Genomic DNA, 14,980 nt, shown 5'->3' with positions numbered 1-14,980 from the left:
GGGCGGGGGGCGCAACCTTCCAGTTGGGGATGGCGCGACGCTCAGGATGCCGGTCGGACGCGCGACTACCGGGCGGTCGGGCTGAAGACGAGTTGGGTGTCGACACGCCGGCTCCGGGCGTGACATTCCGCCAAGGACGGGTGATCGCCCTTGAGCGGGCAGGTCGTTCCGGAAGGATCGCGTGCAGCGCTGCTCTCCAGGGCAATGCGGAGCGTCCCTCTGCGCAGATCGGGCGCCAGATTGAACGCCTGCGTCAGCCGGGCAGCGACGGCGCTCGCGCGGGCCAAGCCGAGATCCAGGTTGCCGGAGACGCCCAGCGGCATCGGATCGGCATGCCCACGGACCTTCATCTCGGTGAGCAACCAGCCGCTTGGCGCCGCGCGGGAGGCGCGTTCGAAGTCATCGGTGAGCGCCTGCAGTTCCTGCTCGTCGATGGGCTGGGCGGAACGGGAGGCGAAATGCACCTCGGTTGCCAGTTGGCTGCACTGCTCCGGCAACGGATCGATCAAACGCAGATCCGCGCTGTCCACTTCGAACCGGCCATTCGAGACAGAGCCCGAGGAGTTGTCGCCGGCAATGCGCAGCAGGCTGCGATCACCCACGCCGTGCCACAGGACCTGCGCCCTGCTGACCAGCAGAGTGCCGTCGTCCAGGCGGCAGGCCTGAAGCGGCAATCCTCGCTGCGCGTTCAATTGCCACAACTGTTGCGCCGACTTGTTCAACACCGCGAGGTCGGTAGCCTCGCGATAGAAGCCGAATCGATCGAACACGGCGGCGAAGGTCAGTGGGACGGCGCGGCCGTCTCTGAGCACGAGGGACAGGTAGAGCGGTGCGCCGAGCAGCAGGGCCGCCATCAACGGCACCGCGGTGCGCCGCTCGCGCGCGAATCGAGGCTCTCGCAGGAACGCCAGGAGCAGCATCGCGAATATGCCCTGGAACAGGATCATGAAGATCAGGAGCCACTGCGCCTTGAAGAGGAACATCATCAAGAGCAGCAGGGCACAAGCCCCAAGAATGCCTTGAGCCACTGCAGTGCTGCCGTCGCCCTTGGCGTCGACGTGCCGCTTGGCGGCATGTGCCCCGAACCCGAAGCTGGTCAACAACCCGCCGAGCAGGACCCAGACGTCCTGTTCCTCTGTGCCGGTCGTCTGCATGAGCAACGCGATGTTGAGCGTCAGGCCGAGCCAGGTGATCCAGGCGATCCATCCATAAACCGGAAACGCCGGTCGGCTGTCTTTGCCGGGGCGAAGGCTGACGCTCATCGCGTTCATGAACGGCGACACGACATACAGGCCCCATGCCGATACGAACAAGGTCGTGATGCCCAGGCCGGCCGCGAGAAATATCAGCAGCACGCTGTCGGTCGCGCCGACACCGGAGGGGAAGAAGCCGATCACGAAGAAGCAGTAGGCGAACAGCCAGGCACCGCCGTAGAAGAGCGCGAGCTTGGTGGCGAGCGCCAGCCATGTGCCGATGTCCGGAATCCAGTCCCAATCGCCCTTGGGTCGGGCGCGATCGGGATGCAGTCGAGGCGAATGGAAGTGCGAAGGCGCAACGCGCCGCGCATTGCGGAATCGAAGACTGGTCATGTTGTGGGGCTCCCTCTCCCCATTGGCCGATGTCCGCTGTATTGCGGATCGATGATCGGCACTGGCTGCAAGCTGGCGGCGCGGGACGCTCGATGCCGTGCGGCTACCATCGCCCGTGCCCTGCTTCAGCTCGAGATTGTCTCTCCGTGAACACCACTTCTGCCCTTGCCCCCGCCCCCACCGCCTTCATGCTCGACCTCGACGGCACGCTGGTCGACACGCTGGGCGACTTCGTCGCCGTGCTCAACCGGGTGATGGCCGACATGGCGCTGCCCGAGGTCTCGCGCGCCTTCGTCGAGCACACCATCGGGCAGGGGAGCGAGCACCTGATCCGCAGCGTGCTCGCCGAGGCCGGCGCGCCGCAGCAGCGCTACGAGGAAGCCTGGACGCTGTACCAGCGCCATTACGAGGTGCTCAACGGCGAGCACGCCGATGTGTTTCCCGGCGTCATCGAGGGGCTGGACGCGCTGAAGGCGCTCGGCCTGCCGATGGCCTGCCTGACCAACAAGCCGGCCGCCTTCGCGCGCGAACTGCTCCGGCGCAAAGGCCTGGCGCATTACTTCGACCGCGTCTTCGGCGGCGATGACTTCGAACGCAAGAAGCCCGATCCGATGCCGCTGCTCAAGACCTGCGAGGCGCTCGGCAGCATGCCGGCGACGACCTGGATGATCGGCGACTCCAGCAACGACGCCCGCGCCGCGCACGCGGCCGGTTGCCCGATCGCGCTGGTCAGCTACGGCTACAACCACGGCGAGCCGATCCGCGGCGTGCCTGCGGATCGCTATCTCGACCGGCTGGACGAGTTGCTCGGCTGAGCGCTCACGGGACGTCGGTCAGGGCGCCCGACATGGCGCCCGACATGGCGCCGCTCAGGGTCGCCCGCGAGGGCGCCGCGCGAGCCCTCAGCGGTTGCTGCCCACCGCGTTGCGGCTGCTCGTCGGGGCGGGCTTGGCGCCCCCCAGCAGCGCCACCTTCAGGTCGGAATCCGCCGGCGACTTCCCCAGCCAGATCTTCAGCAGCATGTGGAAGAAGTCTTCGCCCTTGATCGGCTCGCCCGGAATCAGCTGGCCGTTGACGAAGACCACCGTGCCGGTGCCGGGGATGTAGTCCACGCCGAAGCTCTCGCCGGTCTTGAGCTTCTTCTTCTGCACGAAGATCTCCGACATGCGCAGCACGCCGCTGATCGAGCGGCCGAACTCCTCGCGGGTCGCGTTCTGCTCCATGCCCTTGGTGAAGAGCTTGCCCAGCTCCTCGCCGTCGATGTCGCGCAGCATCTGGATGTGGATGCGCTTGGGACCGGTGTTGGCGAGGACGGCTTCCGGGGTGGTGGCCTTCGCATTCAGGTACAGGCCGGCGGTGTAGACCTTGAAGATCGCCTTGTAGCGGATCCCCGCGCCGTTGAGTTGCAGCTTCTGGCCGGCGACCTCGGCGGTGCCGTCGTACTTGACGCCGGCGACCTCGACCGCGGCGGCGGCCGGCGTGGCCGACGACGCGGCCGGGGACGTCGACTGGGCGGACGCCGCCACGGGCGCCAGCAACGCGGCCGCGAGCGAGGCCATCAGGACATTGCGCTTGGACATGGTGTCTCCTTCCCTCCGGAGGATCGGCCGGCTCCGCGGCCGGCTCTGGACGCGAAGTATGCGCGAACCGCCCCGCGCCAGGCCCCCGGGAATCCGCCTGCTACACTGCGCCGCACCATGTTTATCACGCGCAAGCACATCAAGGGGTCGAACGACCGGGGAGCCTGGCCCTGGCGATCCTGGCACGACTTCACCTGAAGCCGCCTGCTGCTTGCCACCCGCCGTCCCCTCCATCCCCCGGACGCGGGTCACCGTCACACTCTTGCTGCACCCTACCCGACGGGGCAGGTCCAACAGGCGACCTGAGTTTCCGCTTGCGCGCGCGCCGTGATGCCCTGCGTCACCGGCCTTCGTCGCAGTCGACAAGAGGTTTGACGACGTGATCACCGAACTGGAATTCCAAAGCCTGGCCGCCGACGGCTACAACCGCATCCCGCTGATCAGCGAGGCCTTCGCGGATCTCGAGACCCCGCTCTCGCTGTACCTCAAGCTGTGCGCCGGCAACGGCCCCGGCCGGCACAGCTTCCTGCTGGAATCCGTGGTCGGCGGCGAACGCTTCGGCCGCTACTCCTTCATCGGGCTGCCCGCCCGTACCGTGCTCAAGAGCGAAGGCCCGGTCACCCGGGTCCTGCGCGATGGCGCGGTGATCGAGACCCATGAAGGCGATCCGCTCGCCTTCATCGAGGCCTACCAGCAGCGCTTCAAGGTCGCGCTGCGGCCCGGCATGCCGCGCTTCTGCGGCGGCCTGGCCGGCTACTTCGGCTACGACGCGGTGCGCTACATCGAGCCGCGCCTGGCGCAGACCACGCCCGAGGGCGGCCTGCCCACGCCGGACGTGATGCTGCTGCAATGCGAGGAACTCGCCGTCATCGACAACCTGTCGGGCAAGCTCTACCTGATCGTCTATGCCGACCCCGGCCAGCCCGAGGCCTACTTCAAGGCCAAGAAGCGGCTGACCGAGCTCAAGGACAAGCTGGGCTACTCGGTGGCCGCGCCGCGCGTGGTGCGCGGACAGGCCCATCCGGTCGAGCGCGAGTTCAACAAGGCCGATTTCCTCGCCTCGGTCGACAAGGCCAAGGCCTACATCGCGGCGGGCGACTGCATGCAGATCGTCTTCGGCCAGCGCCTGAAGAAGCGCTACACCGAATCGCCGCTGAGCCTCTATCGCGCGCTGCGCTCGCTCAATCCCAGCCCCTACATGTATTTCTACGACATGGGGGACTTCCAGATCGTCGGCGCCTCGCCCGAGATCCTGGTGCGCCAGGAATCGACGCCGGAGGGCCGCAAGGTGACGATCCGCCCGCTGGCCGGCACGCGTCCGCGCGGCGGCACGCCGGAGCAGGACCAGGCGCTCGAGGTGGAGCTCAAGGCCGATCCCAAGGAGCGCGCCGAGCACCTGATGCTGATCGACCTGGCCCGCAACGACATCGGTCGCATCGCGCGGACCGGCAGCGTCAAGGTCACCGACGCCTTCGCGGTCGAGCGCTATTCGCATGTGATGCACATCGTCAGCAACGTCGAGGGACTGCTGGAGGACGGCGTCGGCAACATGGACGTGTTCCGCGCCGCCTTCCCGGCCGGCACGCTCTCGGGCGCGCCCAAGATCCGCGCGATGGAGATCATCGACCAGCTCGAGCCGGTCAAGCGCGGCATCTACGGCGGCGCCTGCGGCTACCTGAGCTTCGGCGGCGACATGGACCTGGCCATCGCCATCCGCACCGGCGTCGTCATGGACCAGGTGCTGTACGTGCAGGCGGCGGCGGGCATCGTGGCCGACTCGGTCCCCGAGCTCGAATGGAAGGAGACCGAGGTCAAGGCGCGCGCGCTGCTGCGCGCCGCGGAGTTGGTCGAGGAAGGTTTCTGAAGCTGAAGTGAACGAAGGAGCAACGACATGCTGCTGATGATCGACAACTACGACAGCTTCACCTTCAACCTGGTGCAGTACTTCGCCGAACTCGGCGCCGAGGTGAAGACGGTCCGCAACGACCAGATCACGCTCGACGAGATCGCGGCGCTCAAGCCCACCCACCTCGTGCTCTCGCCAGGCCCCTGCACGCCGAAGGAAGCCGGCATCTGCGTGCCGGCGATCCAGCGCTTCATCGGCCAGTTGCCGATCCTGGGCGTGTGCCTGGGCCACCAGAGCATCGGCGCCGCGCTCGGCGGGAACATCGTCCGCGCGAAGGTGCAGATGCACGGCAAGTCCTCGACGATCACCACCGACACGCAGGGCGTCTTCAGCGGCTTGCCGGAGCGTTTCGACGTGATCCGCTACCACTCGTTGGCGATCGAGGAAGCGACGATCCCGGCCGAGCTGGAGATCAGCGCGCGCAGCGAGGACGGCGAGATCATGGGCGTGCGCCACCGCGCGCTGGCCGGCACCGCCACGCCGCTGGAGGGCGTGCAGTTCCATCCCGAATCCATCCTGTCCGAGCACGGTCACGCGATGCTCAAGAACTTCCTGGAGTTGGCGCGATGAATGCGAGCACGAACACGGCCACGGACGCCCGCGCGACGGTCGTCGACCTGCGCAGCGACACCGTCACCCAGCCCAGCGCCGGCATGCGTGCCGCCATGGCCGCGGCGCCGCTGGGCGACGACGTCTTCGGCGACGACCCCAGCGTCAATGCGCTGCAGGCGGCGCTGGCGGAGCGCCTGGGCTTCGAGGCGGCGCTCTTCATGCCCACCGGCACGCAGAGCAACCTGTGCGCGCTGATGGCGCATTGCCAGCGCGGCGACGAGTACATCGTCGGCCAGTTCGCCCACACCTACCGCTGGGAAGGCGGCGGCGCCGCGGTGCTGGGGTCGATCCAGCCGCAGCCCCTGAACCATGCGCCCGATGGCTCGCTGCCGTTGGCCGACATCGAGGCCAACATCAAGCCCGACGATGCCCATTTCGCGCGCACCCGGCTGCTGGCGCTGGAGAACACCATCGGCGGCAAGGTGCTGCCGATGGGCTATCTGGCCGACGCGTCCGAGCTGGCGCGACGACACGGCCTGGCCCGTCACCTCGATGGCGCGCGCCTGTTCAACGCGGCGGTCGCCGTGGCCGCCGCCGAGGGCGGCGATCCGTATGCCGCGGCCCGGCGCATCTGCGGGCATTTCGACAGCGTGTCGGTGTGCTTCTCCAAGGGCCTGGGCGCGCCGGTGGGCTCGGTGCTGTGCGGCTCGCGCGAGCTGATCCAGCGCGCGCACCGCTCGCGCAAGATGCTCGGCGGCGGCATGCGCCAGGCCGGCGTGCTGGCCGCGGCGGCGCACTACGCGCTCGACCATCAGGTCCGGCGCCTGGCCGAGGACCATGCGCTCGCCAGCCGCCTGGCCGAAGGCCTGCGCGGCCTGCCCGGCCTGACGGTCGAGGCGCCGCAGACCAACATCGTGTTCTGCGACGTCGACAGGGACATCGCCGCGAAGCTGGTCGCGCATCTGAAGGCACAGGGCGTGCTGGCGACGGGCCTCTACAAGCTGCGCTTCGTCACCCACCTGGACGTCGACGCCGCCGGCGTCGACCATGCGATCGCGGCGGTGCGCCGCTTCTTCAACGCCTGAGCGGGAGGCTGCCATGCCCATCACCGACAACGAAGCGCTGACGCGGGTCATCGAGCACCGCGAGATCTTCCACGACGAGATGCTGGCGCTGATGCGCCGCATCATGAGCGGCGAGATCTCGCCGGTGACCGCCGCGGCGATCCTGATCGGGCTGCGGGTGAAGAAGGAGACCATCGGCGAGATCACCGCCGCCGCGCAGGTGATGCGCGAGTTCTCCGTCAAGGTGCCGATCGATCCCGGGCCGCATCTGGTGGATGTCGTCGGCACCGGCGGCGATGGCGCGCACACCTTCAACATCTCGACCTGCTCGATGTTCGTCGCGGCCGCGGCCGGCGCGCAGGTGGCCAAGCACGGCAACCGCAGCGTCTCGTCCAAGACCGGCAGCGCGGACGTGCTGGAGGCGCTCGGCGTGACGCTGTCGCTGCCGCCCCAGGCCGTGGCCGATTGCGTGCAGAAGACCGGCATCGGCTTCATGTTCGCGCCCAACCATCACCCGGCGATGAAGAACATCGCGCCCGTCCGCAAGGAGCTGGGCGTGCGCACGATCTTCAACATCCTGGGCCCGCTGACCAACCCGGCCAATGCGCCCAACATCCTGATGGGCGTCTTCCATCCGGACCTGGTCGGCATCCAGGTCCGCGTGATGCAGCGCCTGGGCGCGCAGCATGCGGTCGTGGTCTACGGCAAGGACAACATGGACGAGATCTCGCTGGGCGCGGCGACGCTGGTCGGCGAACTGCGCAACGGCGAGATCCGCGAATACGAGATCCATCCCGAGGACTTCGGCATGCCGATGGTCGCCAGCCGCAACCTGCGGGTGAGCGGCCCCGAGGAGAGCCGCCGCATCCTGCTGGGCGTGCTGGGCAATGAACCGGGCGCGGCGCGCGACATCGTGCTGCTGAACGCCGGCGCGACGCTGTATGCGGCCAATGTCGTCGAGTCCATCGCCGACGGCATCGTGAAGGCGCGCGCGGCGATCGAGTCCGGCGCGGCGCGCGCCAAGCTCGACCAGTTCGTCGCCGAGACGCAGCGGCAAGCCGCGGCGCAGTCCTGACCGCGGCGACGCCAGGCCCGAGCGGGCTTCGGCGTCGACCGCCCCCGGCCCTGGCGCCGGACCTGAAGTGAGAAAGCCATGTCCGACATCCTGGATCGCATCAATGCCGTCAAGCGCGACGAGGTCGCTGCCGCGCAGGCCCGCCTGCCGCTGGCCGCGCTGCGTGCCGAGGCGGAATCGCGCGCCGAGCCCACGCGCGGCTTCGCGAAAGCCCTGCGCGCCAAGATCGCCGCCGGCCGCAGCGGCGTGATCGCCGAGGTGAAGAAGGCCAGTCCCAGCAAGGGCGTGCTGCGCGCCGATTTCCGTCCCGCCGACATCGCCCGCAGCTACGAGCAGCATGGCGCGGCCTGCCTGAGCGTGCTCACCGACGCGCCGCACTTCCAGGGCTCGATCGACTACCTGCAGCAGGCGCGCGCCGCCTGCGCACTGCCGGTGCTGCGCAAGGACTTCATGGTCGACCCGTACCAGGTCTACGAGGCGCGCGCGATGGGGGCGGACTGCATCCTGCTGATCGTCGCCAGCCTGGAGGACGGGCTGATGGCGGAACTCGAGGATTGCGCGCTGGGCCTCGGCCTGGACGTGCTGGTCGAGGTCCACGACGGGGCCGAGCTCGAGCGCGCGCTGCGCCTGAAGACCCCGCTGGTGGGCATCAACAATCGCAACCTGAAGACCTTCGAGGTCACGCTGGACACGACATTGGGGCTGCTGCCGCAGGTGCCCGCGGATCGCCTGCTGGTGACCGAATCGGGCATCCTCGGTCTCGACGACGTCAAGCGCATGCGCGATGCGCAGGTGAACGCCTTCCTGGTCGGCGAGGCCTTCATGCGCGCGCCCGACCCGGGCGTGGCGCTGTCGGCGCTGTTCGGTTGAGCCCGGCGATGTCCGCGACGCTGCAAGCCGTCGACTGGCGGGCCGGCGACGGCTGGCAGCCGCTGATCGATGCCTGGCGCGCCGGCGCTGACGGCCAGCGCATCGAGGCGCTGCTGAAGGCGCGTCTGGCCGCCGGCGCGACGATCTATCCGCCCGATCCCTTGCGAGCGCTGCGGCTGACGCCGCTGACGAACACCAAGGCGGTCATCGTCGGTCAGGACCCGTACCACGGGCCCGGGCAGGCCGAGGGACTGGCGTTCTCGGTGCCCGCAGGCCAGAAGCTGCCGCCGTCGCTGCGCAACATCTTCAAGGAACTGCAGCGCGACCTGGGGCAGCAGCCGGCGATGTCGGGCCATCTCGGCGCCTGGGCCCGCCGCGGCGTGCTGCTGCTCAACACCAGCCTGACCGTCGAGGACGGGGCCGCCGCCTCGCACGCGAAGAAGGGTTGGGAGTCGCTGACCGATGCGCTCATCGCGGCGACCGCGCGGGATCCGTCGCCGAAGGTCTATCTGCTGTGGGGCGCCCATGCACAGGCCAAGGCGCCGCTGATCGAGGCGGCTGGACAGGGGCATCTGGTGCTCCAGGCCAACCATCCGTCGCCGCTCTCCGCGACGCGTGGACCGGCGCCGTTCATCGGCTGCGGTCACTTCTCGGCGGCGAGCGAATGGCTGCGCGGGAAGGGCGTCGAGCTGTCCTGGTCGCTGGACTGATCACCGCCCCCACCGCTGGCCCTCACCCCGCCCTCTCCCGCCAGCGGGCGAGTGCGATCGACTGAAGTCCGCATACTCCCTCCCCACGATCCCTCAGTGAAGCCATAACTGGTACTGTGGTGGTCATAACCTGCATTCCCGTCGCGGAGCGGCTCGCACATCAGGGTTAAGTCCAGTGCGCTACCAATTGACGCTCCGCGTTTTTTGGTACTAAACTGGTATTAATCATGAAGAGCCACCCCTTGGCGGACGCCTGGTCCGCGCCCTTGCAGCCGCGCTTCACCGCCGTCCGCTACCTCGTGGGGGTGGATGGCGGTGGTACCGGCACGCGGGTGCGGCTGAGCGATATCCATGGACGGCTGCTCGGACAGGGTTGGGCCGGCCCGTCGGCGCTCGGCCAGGGAATCGCCCAGGCCTGGCGTCACATCCAGACGGCCGTCCAGGAGGCCGCGACCAAGGCCGGCATCGAACGCCTGCCGCTCGCCGAAGCCGGCATCGGCCTCGGTCTGTCCGGCGCCGGCGTCGCCGCGCAGGCGCAGGCCTTCATCGCGCAGCAGCCCGGCTATGCCCACATCGAACTCGTGAACGACGGCACCACGTCCGTCATCGGGGCCCATGCCGGCCGGCCCGGGGGCGTCATCGCCGCCGGCACCGGCACCGTGGGCGAGGCCCTGCGCGCCGATGGCTCGCTGGTGTGCGTCAGCGGCTGGGGCTGGATCGGCGGGGACGAGGGCAGCGGCGCCTGGCTCGGCATCCAGGCGATGCGCCAGGCCCAGAAGGCCATGGACGGCCGCGCCCAACCGGGCCCGCTGGCCCAGGCGGTGTGGGGCGTCGCCGGCTGCCAGCACGAGCAGGATCGCGACGCGATCAACGCCTGGGTCGCCCAGGCCGGGCAGCATGCCTATGCGCAGCTGGCGCCGCTCGTCTTCGAGCATGCGGGATCGGATCCGGCCGCGGCCGCGCTGGTCGCGCAGGCGGTGGCGGAACTGGAGCAGCTCGCGCTCGCGCTGGACCCTTCGCAGCAGCTGCCGCTGTCGCTGGCGGGCAGCGTGGCGCAGCGGCTCGCGGGACTTTTCTCAGGCAACATTCGGGCCCGTTGCGTGTCGCCCCAGGGCGACTCGGCCGACGGTGCGCTGCGGCTGGTCCGCGGCGCTCTCTCCGAACCCCGTTGAGAAGCAGAGAAGCCCGATGAGCACCAAGCTGCCCTTCCAGTTCAAGCCCGATCCCGCCGCCGCCTCGCCGCTGTACATGCAGCTGGCCCACAAGCTGGCGCAAGCGATCCGCGAAGGGCAGTACCAGGCCGACGAGGCGCTGCCGTCCGAGCGCGTGCTGTCGGAATCCCTGGACCTGTCGCGCGTCACTGCGCGCAAGGCGATCGACCGCCTGGTCGAGCAGGGCCTGATCGTGCGCAAGCGCGGCTCCGGCAACTACATCGCGCCCAAGCTCGAGCAGCCGCTCTCGCGCCTGACCAGCTTCTCCGAGGAACTCCACCAGCGTGGCTTCAAGCCCAGCAGCCGCTGGCTGACGCGCGGCTTCGCCATGGCGGCGCCGGACGAGCAGCTGTCGCTGGGCCTGACCACCGGTCAACGGGTCGCGCGCCTGGAACGCCTGCGCCTGGCCGATGCGGTCGTCATGGCCTATGAGCTGTCGGTGCTGCCCGAGGCGGTGCTGCCGGAACCCCAGAAGGTCGAGTCCTCGCTGTACGAGCACCTCGCCCAGCACGGCGGCGCGCCGGTGCGGGCGCTGCAGCACATCCGCGCGATCAATGCGGACTCGCGTCTGGCCGGACTGCTGGAAGTGCCGGTCGGCCAGGCCGTGCTGTTCATCACCCGCGTGGGCTACCTCGACCAGGGTCAGGCCGTCGAGCTCACCCATTCCTACTGCCGCAGCGACTACTACGACTTCGTCGCGGAGATGAGGCGAGACGGATGACGACCCAGCACATCGACGGATTCGTACTGACACCTGGCGGCTTCATCCGCGGTGTGCTGGAACATGACAAGGGACGCATCGTCCGCATCGACGGCAGTGCCGTCGCCGAGCACGAGGTGCGGCACGGCGCGCAGGACCTGCCGCTGATCCTCCCTGGCTTCATCGACACCCATGTCCACGGCGGCGCCGGCCGCGACACGATGGAAGGCGGCGACGCGGCCGCGCGGCTCGCGCAGCTGCATGCGCGGCACGGCACGACCTCGCTGCTGGCCACGACGATGACCGCGCCGCTGGACGAGATCCGTCAGGCGATGCGCGCGCTCGCGCCCACCTGTGCCGAGCGGCCCGCCGGTGGCGCTCGCGTGCTGGGCGTGCACCTGGAAGGGCCCTACATCAATCCCGGCAAGCTCGGCGCGCAGCCGGACTTCGCCAAGGCCGCGTCGATCGACGAGATCCGCGCGCTGCATGCGCTGGCCCCGATCCGCCTGATCACGCTGGCGCCGGAGCTGCCCGGCAATCTCGAACTCGTGGAGCGGCTGAGCGAAGCGGGCTTCCGCATCCAGATCGGCCACACGCTGGGCACCTACGAGGACGGCGTCGCCGCGCTGGCCCGGGGCGCCGGGGGATTCACCCACCTGTTCAACGCGATGACGGGCCTGCATCACCGCGAGCCCGGCATGGTCGGCGCGGCGCTGGCCCACGCGCGCTACGCCGAGATCATTCCCGACCTGCTGCATGTGCATCCGGGCGCGATCCGCGTCGCGCTGCGCAGCATCCCGCACCTGTTCTGCGTCACCGATTCGACGGCGGCGGCCGGCATGCCCGATGGCGAGTACCGACTCGGCCGCCATCGCGTCACCAAGTGCCTGGGCGGCGTGCGCCTGCCCGACGGCACGCTGGCCGGATCGACGCTGACGATGGACCAGGCGCTGCGCAACCTGGTGCTGAAGCTGGGCCTGCCGATCGAGGACGCGTCGCGGCGCGTCTCGACGAACGCGGCCGATTACCTGGGTCTGGACGATCGGGGCCGCCTGGCCCCGGGCGCCTGGGCGGACTTTGTCGTGATGGACCGTGGCTTGCAGTTGCACAGCGTGGTCGTCGAAGGAGAAGCGATTGACCTCGCGCATGCTGGATGAGGCGCTGAGCGCGCCGCAAGTGGTGGCCCGTCAACTGGCCGCCGATCAGAACGCCTATGCGGCCTTGGGCGACGCGCTGCGCGAGCAGCCGCCGAGCGCGCTGCTGACGATCGCCCGCGGCAGTTCGGACCACGCGTCCCACTACCTGGCCTACCTGGTCATGGCGCGACTGGGTCGTCTGGTGACCTCGCTGCCGATGTCGCTGATCACGCTCTATCAAAGCAGGATCGAGAGCAAGGGCCTGGTGTCGCTGGCGTTCTCGCAGTCGGGCCAGAGCCCGGACCTGGTCTCGCCCACGCAGTACTTCCGTGCCAACGGTGCGCGCACCGTGGCCTTCGTGAATGCCGACGGCTCGCCGCTGGAGGCCGCCGCCGAGCATGTGTTCCGCCTGCATGCGGGCGTCGAGCAGAGCGTGGCCGCGACCAAGAGCTACATCGCGCAGCTGGTGGCCGGCGCCCGCGTCGTCGCCGCCTGGCAGGGCGACGAGGACCTCGCCGCCGCGCTGCAGACGCTGCCGCAGGCGATGGAGCAGGCCGCCAGGCAACGCTGGGATGTGGCGGTGGAGGCGCTCAAGGGCGCGGACAAGCTCTTCGTCATCGGCCGAGGCACCTCGCTGCCGATCGCGCTGGAGGCGGCGCTGAAGTTCAAGGAGACCTGCGGCATCCAGGCCGAGGCCTTCTCCGGCGCCGAGGTGAAGCACGGACCGATGGCGCTGGTGGACGAGGGCTATCCGCTGCTGGTGTTCGCGCCGCGCGGACCGGCGCAGGCGGGCCTGCTCGCGCTGGCCGAGGAGATGCGCGGCCGTGGCGCGCGCGTGCTGCTGGCGGCGCCCGAAGGCACGCCGGGCGCGGAACTGCCGCTGACCTGCACCGGCAACGAGGACCTCGATCCGATCGCCGCGGTGCAGAGCTTCTATCCGATGGTCGAGGCGCTGGCGCAGGCGCGGGGGCTGAACCCCGACCAGCCGCGCCATCTGGCCAAGGTCACCAAGACCCATTGATTTCCACCCCAGCCGGCGATCCGCGGGCCAGGCAGAAGAGAACGACATGAGCGAGCAAGCATTCCATCCGGGCCGGCTGGTGATGGTGGACATCCAGGGCAAGACGCTGGATGCGGCGACCGCGGCCTTCCTGCGCGACAACCGGATCCGCGCGGTCTGCCTGTTCCGCAAGAACCTGGGCACCGAGGCCGAGGTCCGCCAGCTGACCCGCGACCTGCGCGAGGCCCTGGGCCCCGACGCGCTGATCGGCCTGGACCAGGAGGGCGGCTCGGTGGTGCGGGCGACCTTCCTGCCGCAACCGCCGTCGGCGATGGCGCTGGGCGCCGCGGGCGCCGAAGCGCTGGCCGAGCAGGTCGGCGCGGCGGTGGCGCGCGGGCTGCGCGGCATCGGCATCAACTGGAACTTCGCGCCGGTCACCGACATCAACAACAACCCGGCCAATCCGGTGATCGCCGAGCGCAGCTTCGGCGAGACCGCCGACACCGTCACCCGCCTGGCCGGCGCCTGGATGAAGGGCTCGATGGACGCGGGCGTGGCCTGCTGCATCAAGCACTTCCCGGGCCATGGCGACACGCATGTCGATTCCCACCTGGACCTGCCGACGGTGGACAAGTCGCGCGCCGAACTGGACGCGCTCGAGCTCAAGCCGTTCCAGGCGCTGCGCGACCTGGCGCCGTCGATCATGACCGCGCACATCGTCTATCCGCAGATCGACCCGCACTACCCGGCGACCTTGTCCCGCACGATCCTGGGCGGCATCCTGCGCGACGAGTACGGCTACGACGGCGTCGTCATCACCGACGCGCTGATGATGAAGGCCATCGCCGAGCGCTATGGCTATGCCAAGGCGGCGGTGCTGGCGATCAACGCGGGCGCCGACATGATCCTGGCGCAGGGCTCCCTGGCCGAGCAGGCGCAGGCGATCCACGCGCTGCAGGACGCGCTGACCCGCGGCGACCTGAGCGTCGAGCGCGGCCGTCAGGCCGAGGCCCGGCTGGACCGGCTGGCGCGGGAGTTCCCGGTCCGCTTCGACGACTACCAGGGCGCGCCGCGCGAGGCCGATGACCGGCTGATGCGTCGAGCCTGGTCCGCCGGCCTGAGCGCGCTGCGCGGCGCGCTGCCGCCGGCGACCGATCGCCCGACCCGCGTGCTGGTGCAGGACGAGGTGCCGACCGATGGTGTGTCCGAGGCAGGGCCGACCGGTGCGCAGGTGCGCGCGCTGTTCGAGGGCTACAGCGACGTCGAGTTCGTCTCGCTCGCCGACATCACCGCCCTCGACTGGGCGACGGTGCCGACGGATGGCCGCTTCACCATCGTCGCCTCGACGCATCGGGCGCGGTATGGCGCGCAGGCCGGCGGCTGGCGGCCCGACCTGCACCTGGTGCTGTGGAATCCGTTCCAGGCGCTGGACGTGGCCGCGCCCACGGTGATCAGCTGGGGCTATGCCGATGGCGCGCTGGACGCGCTGGGTGCGTGGCTGCAGGGGAGGGGGCAGGCCGGCGGCCGGTCGCCGGTCACCCTGGACTGATGTCCTCCTGACGCTCCCTTCGTTCCGAAGTCTTCCGT

The 14,980-nt window shown here is 69.6% G+C and carries 14 protein-coding genes; 12 read left to right on the top strand and 2 right to left on the bottom strand.

What is annotated here, in order from left to right; all coding sequences use genetic code 11:
- Positions 1-65: 65 nt before the first annotated feature.
- Positions 66-1,589: an OmpA family protein gene (locus CS062_RS04835; RefSeq protein WP_099860313.1), complete on the bottom strand. Its 1,524-nt coding sequence runs from the start codon at positions 1,587-1,589 to the stop codon at positions 66-68.
- Positions 1,590-1,777: 188 nt separating this feature from the next.
- Here CS062_RS04835 and gph point away from each other — a divergent pair, with 188 nt between their 5' ends.
- Positions 1,778-2,404, top strand: coding sequence for a phosphoglycolate phosphatase (gene gph, locus CS062_RS04830; protein WP_233217910.1), 627 nt, complete (start codon positions 1,778-1,780; stop codon positions 2,402-2,404).
- An 87-nt stretch (positions 2,405-2,491) separates the two neighbouring features.
- Here the strand turns inward: gph and CS062_RS04825 are convergent, their stop codons facing one another.
- A complete protein-coding gene (locus tag CS062_RS04825) occupies positions 2,492-3,169 on the bottom strand; it encodes a chalcone isomerase family protein (RefSeq protein WP_199174169.1) in 678 nt (225 codons plus the stop codon).
- Positions 3,170-3,548: 379 nt separating this feature from the next.
- Between CS062_RS04825 and trpE the strand changes: the two genes are divergently transcribed.
- The 11 genes from trpE (at position 3,549) to nagZ (ending at position 14,942) form a co-directional block, all read left to right on the top strand.
- Positions 3,549-5,033: an anthranilate synthase component I gene (gene trpE / locus CS062_RS04820; RefSeq protein ID WP_099860312.1), complete on the top strand. Its 1,485-nt coding sequence runs from the start codon at positions 3,549-3,551 to the stop codon at positions 5,031-5,033.
- 27 nt (positions 5,034-5,060) lie between these two features.
- The gene (locus CS062_RS04815) at positions 5,061-5,645 is read left to right on the top strand and encodes an anthranilate synthase component II (protein WP_099860311.1); all 585 of its coding nucleotides are present in this window, start codon (positions 5,061-5,063) and stop codon (positions 5,643-5,645) included.
- On the top strand, positions 5,642-6,712 hold the full coding sequence (ltaE, locus tag CS062_RS04810) for a low-specificity L-threonine aldolase (RefSeq protein ID WP_099860310.1): 1,071 nt from the start codon (positions 5,642-5,644) through the stop codon (positions 6,710-6,712). The genes CS062_RS04815 and ltaE overlap by 4 nt, the downstream gene beginning before the upstream one ends.
- 13 nt (positions 6,713-6,725) lie before the next feature.
- A complete protein-coding gene (gene trpD / locus CS062_RS04805; RefSeq protein WP_099860309.1) occupies positions 6,726-7,766 on the top strand; it encodes an anthranilate phosphoribosyltransferase in 1,041 nt (346 codons plus the stop codon).
- 78 nt (positions 7,767-7,844) lie between these two features.
- Complete coding sequence (gene trpC, locus CS062_RS04800) at positions 7,845-8,636, top strand: indole-3-glycerol phosphate synthase TrpC (protein ID WP_099860308.1); 792 nt, start codon at positions 7,845-7,847, stop codon at positions 8,634-8,636.
- Between the two features lie 8 nt (positions 8,637-8,644).
- Complete coding sequence (locus CS062_RS04795) at positions 8,645-9,346, top strand: uracil-DNA glycosylase (protein ID WP_099860307.1); 702 nt, start codon at positions 8,645-8,647, stop codon at positions 9,344-9,346.
- A 227-nt stretch (positions 9,347-9,573) separates the two neighbouring features.
- A complete protein-coding gene (locus tag CS062_RS04790; protein WP_099860306.1) occupies positions 9,574-10,518 on the top strand; it encodes a glucosamine kinase nucleotide-binding domain-containing protein in 945 nt (314 codons plus the stop codon).
- Between the two features lie 16 nt (positions 10,519-10,534).
- On the top strand, positions 10,535-11,278 hold the full coding sequence (locus CS062_RS04785; protein WP_099860305.1) for a GntR family transcriptional regulator: 744 nt from the start codon (positions 10,535-10,537) through the stop codon (positions 11,276-11,278).
- On the top strand, positions 11,275-12,414 hold the full coding sequence (gene nagA, locus CS062_RS04780) for an N-acetylglucosamine-6-phosphate deacetylase (protein WP_099860304.1): 1,140 nt from the start codon (positions 11,275-11,277) through the stop codon (positions 12,412-12,414). Before CS062_RS04785 ends, nagA begins: the two co-directional genes overlap by 4 nt.
- Positions 12,404-13,414, top strand: coding sequence for an SIS domain-containing protein (locus CS062_RS04775; RefSeq protein ID WP_099860331.1), 1,011 nt, complete (start codon positions 12,404-12,406; stop codon positions 13,412-13,414). Before nagA ends, CS062_RS04775 begins: the two co-directional genes overlap by 11 nt.
- A gap of 46 nt (positions 13,415-13,460) precedes the next feature.
- Positions 13,461-14,942, top strand: coding sequence for a beta-N-acetylhexosaminidase (gene nagZ / locus CS062_RS04770; RefSeq protein WP_099860303.1), 1,482 nt, complete (start codon positions 13,461-13,463; stop codon positions 14,940-14,942).
- Positions 14,943-14,980: the final 38 nt, after the last annotated feature.

Origin of the sequence: Roseateles chitinivorans, assembly GCF_002761755.1 — a bacterium.
GTDB classification, from domain to species: domain Bacteria; phylum Pseudomonadota; class Gammaproteobacteria; order Burkholderiales; family Burkholderiaceae_C; genus Roseateles; species Roseateles chitinivorans.
Note: the sequence above shows the minus strand (reverse complement) of the source record. Positions and strands in the feature narration are given on the sequence as shown.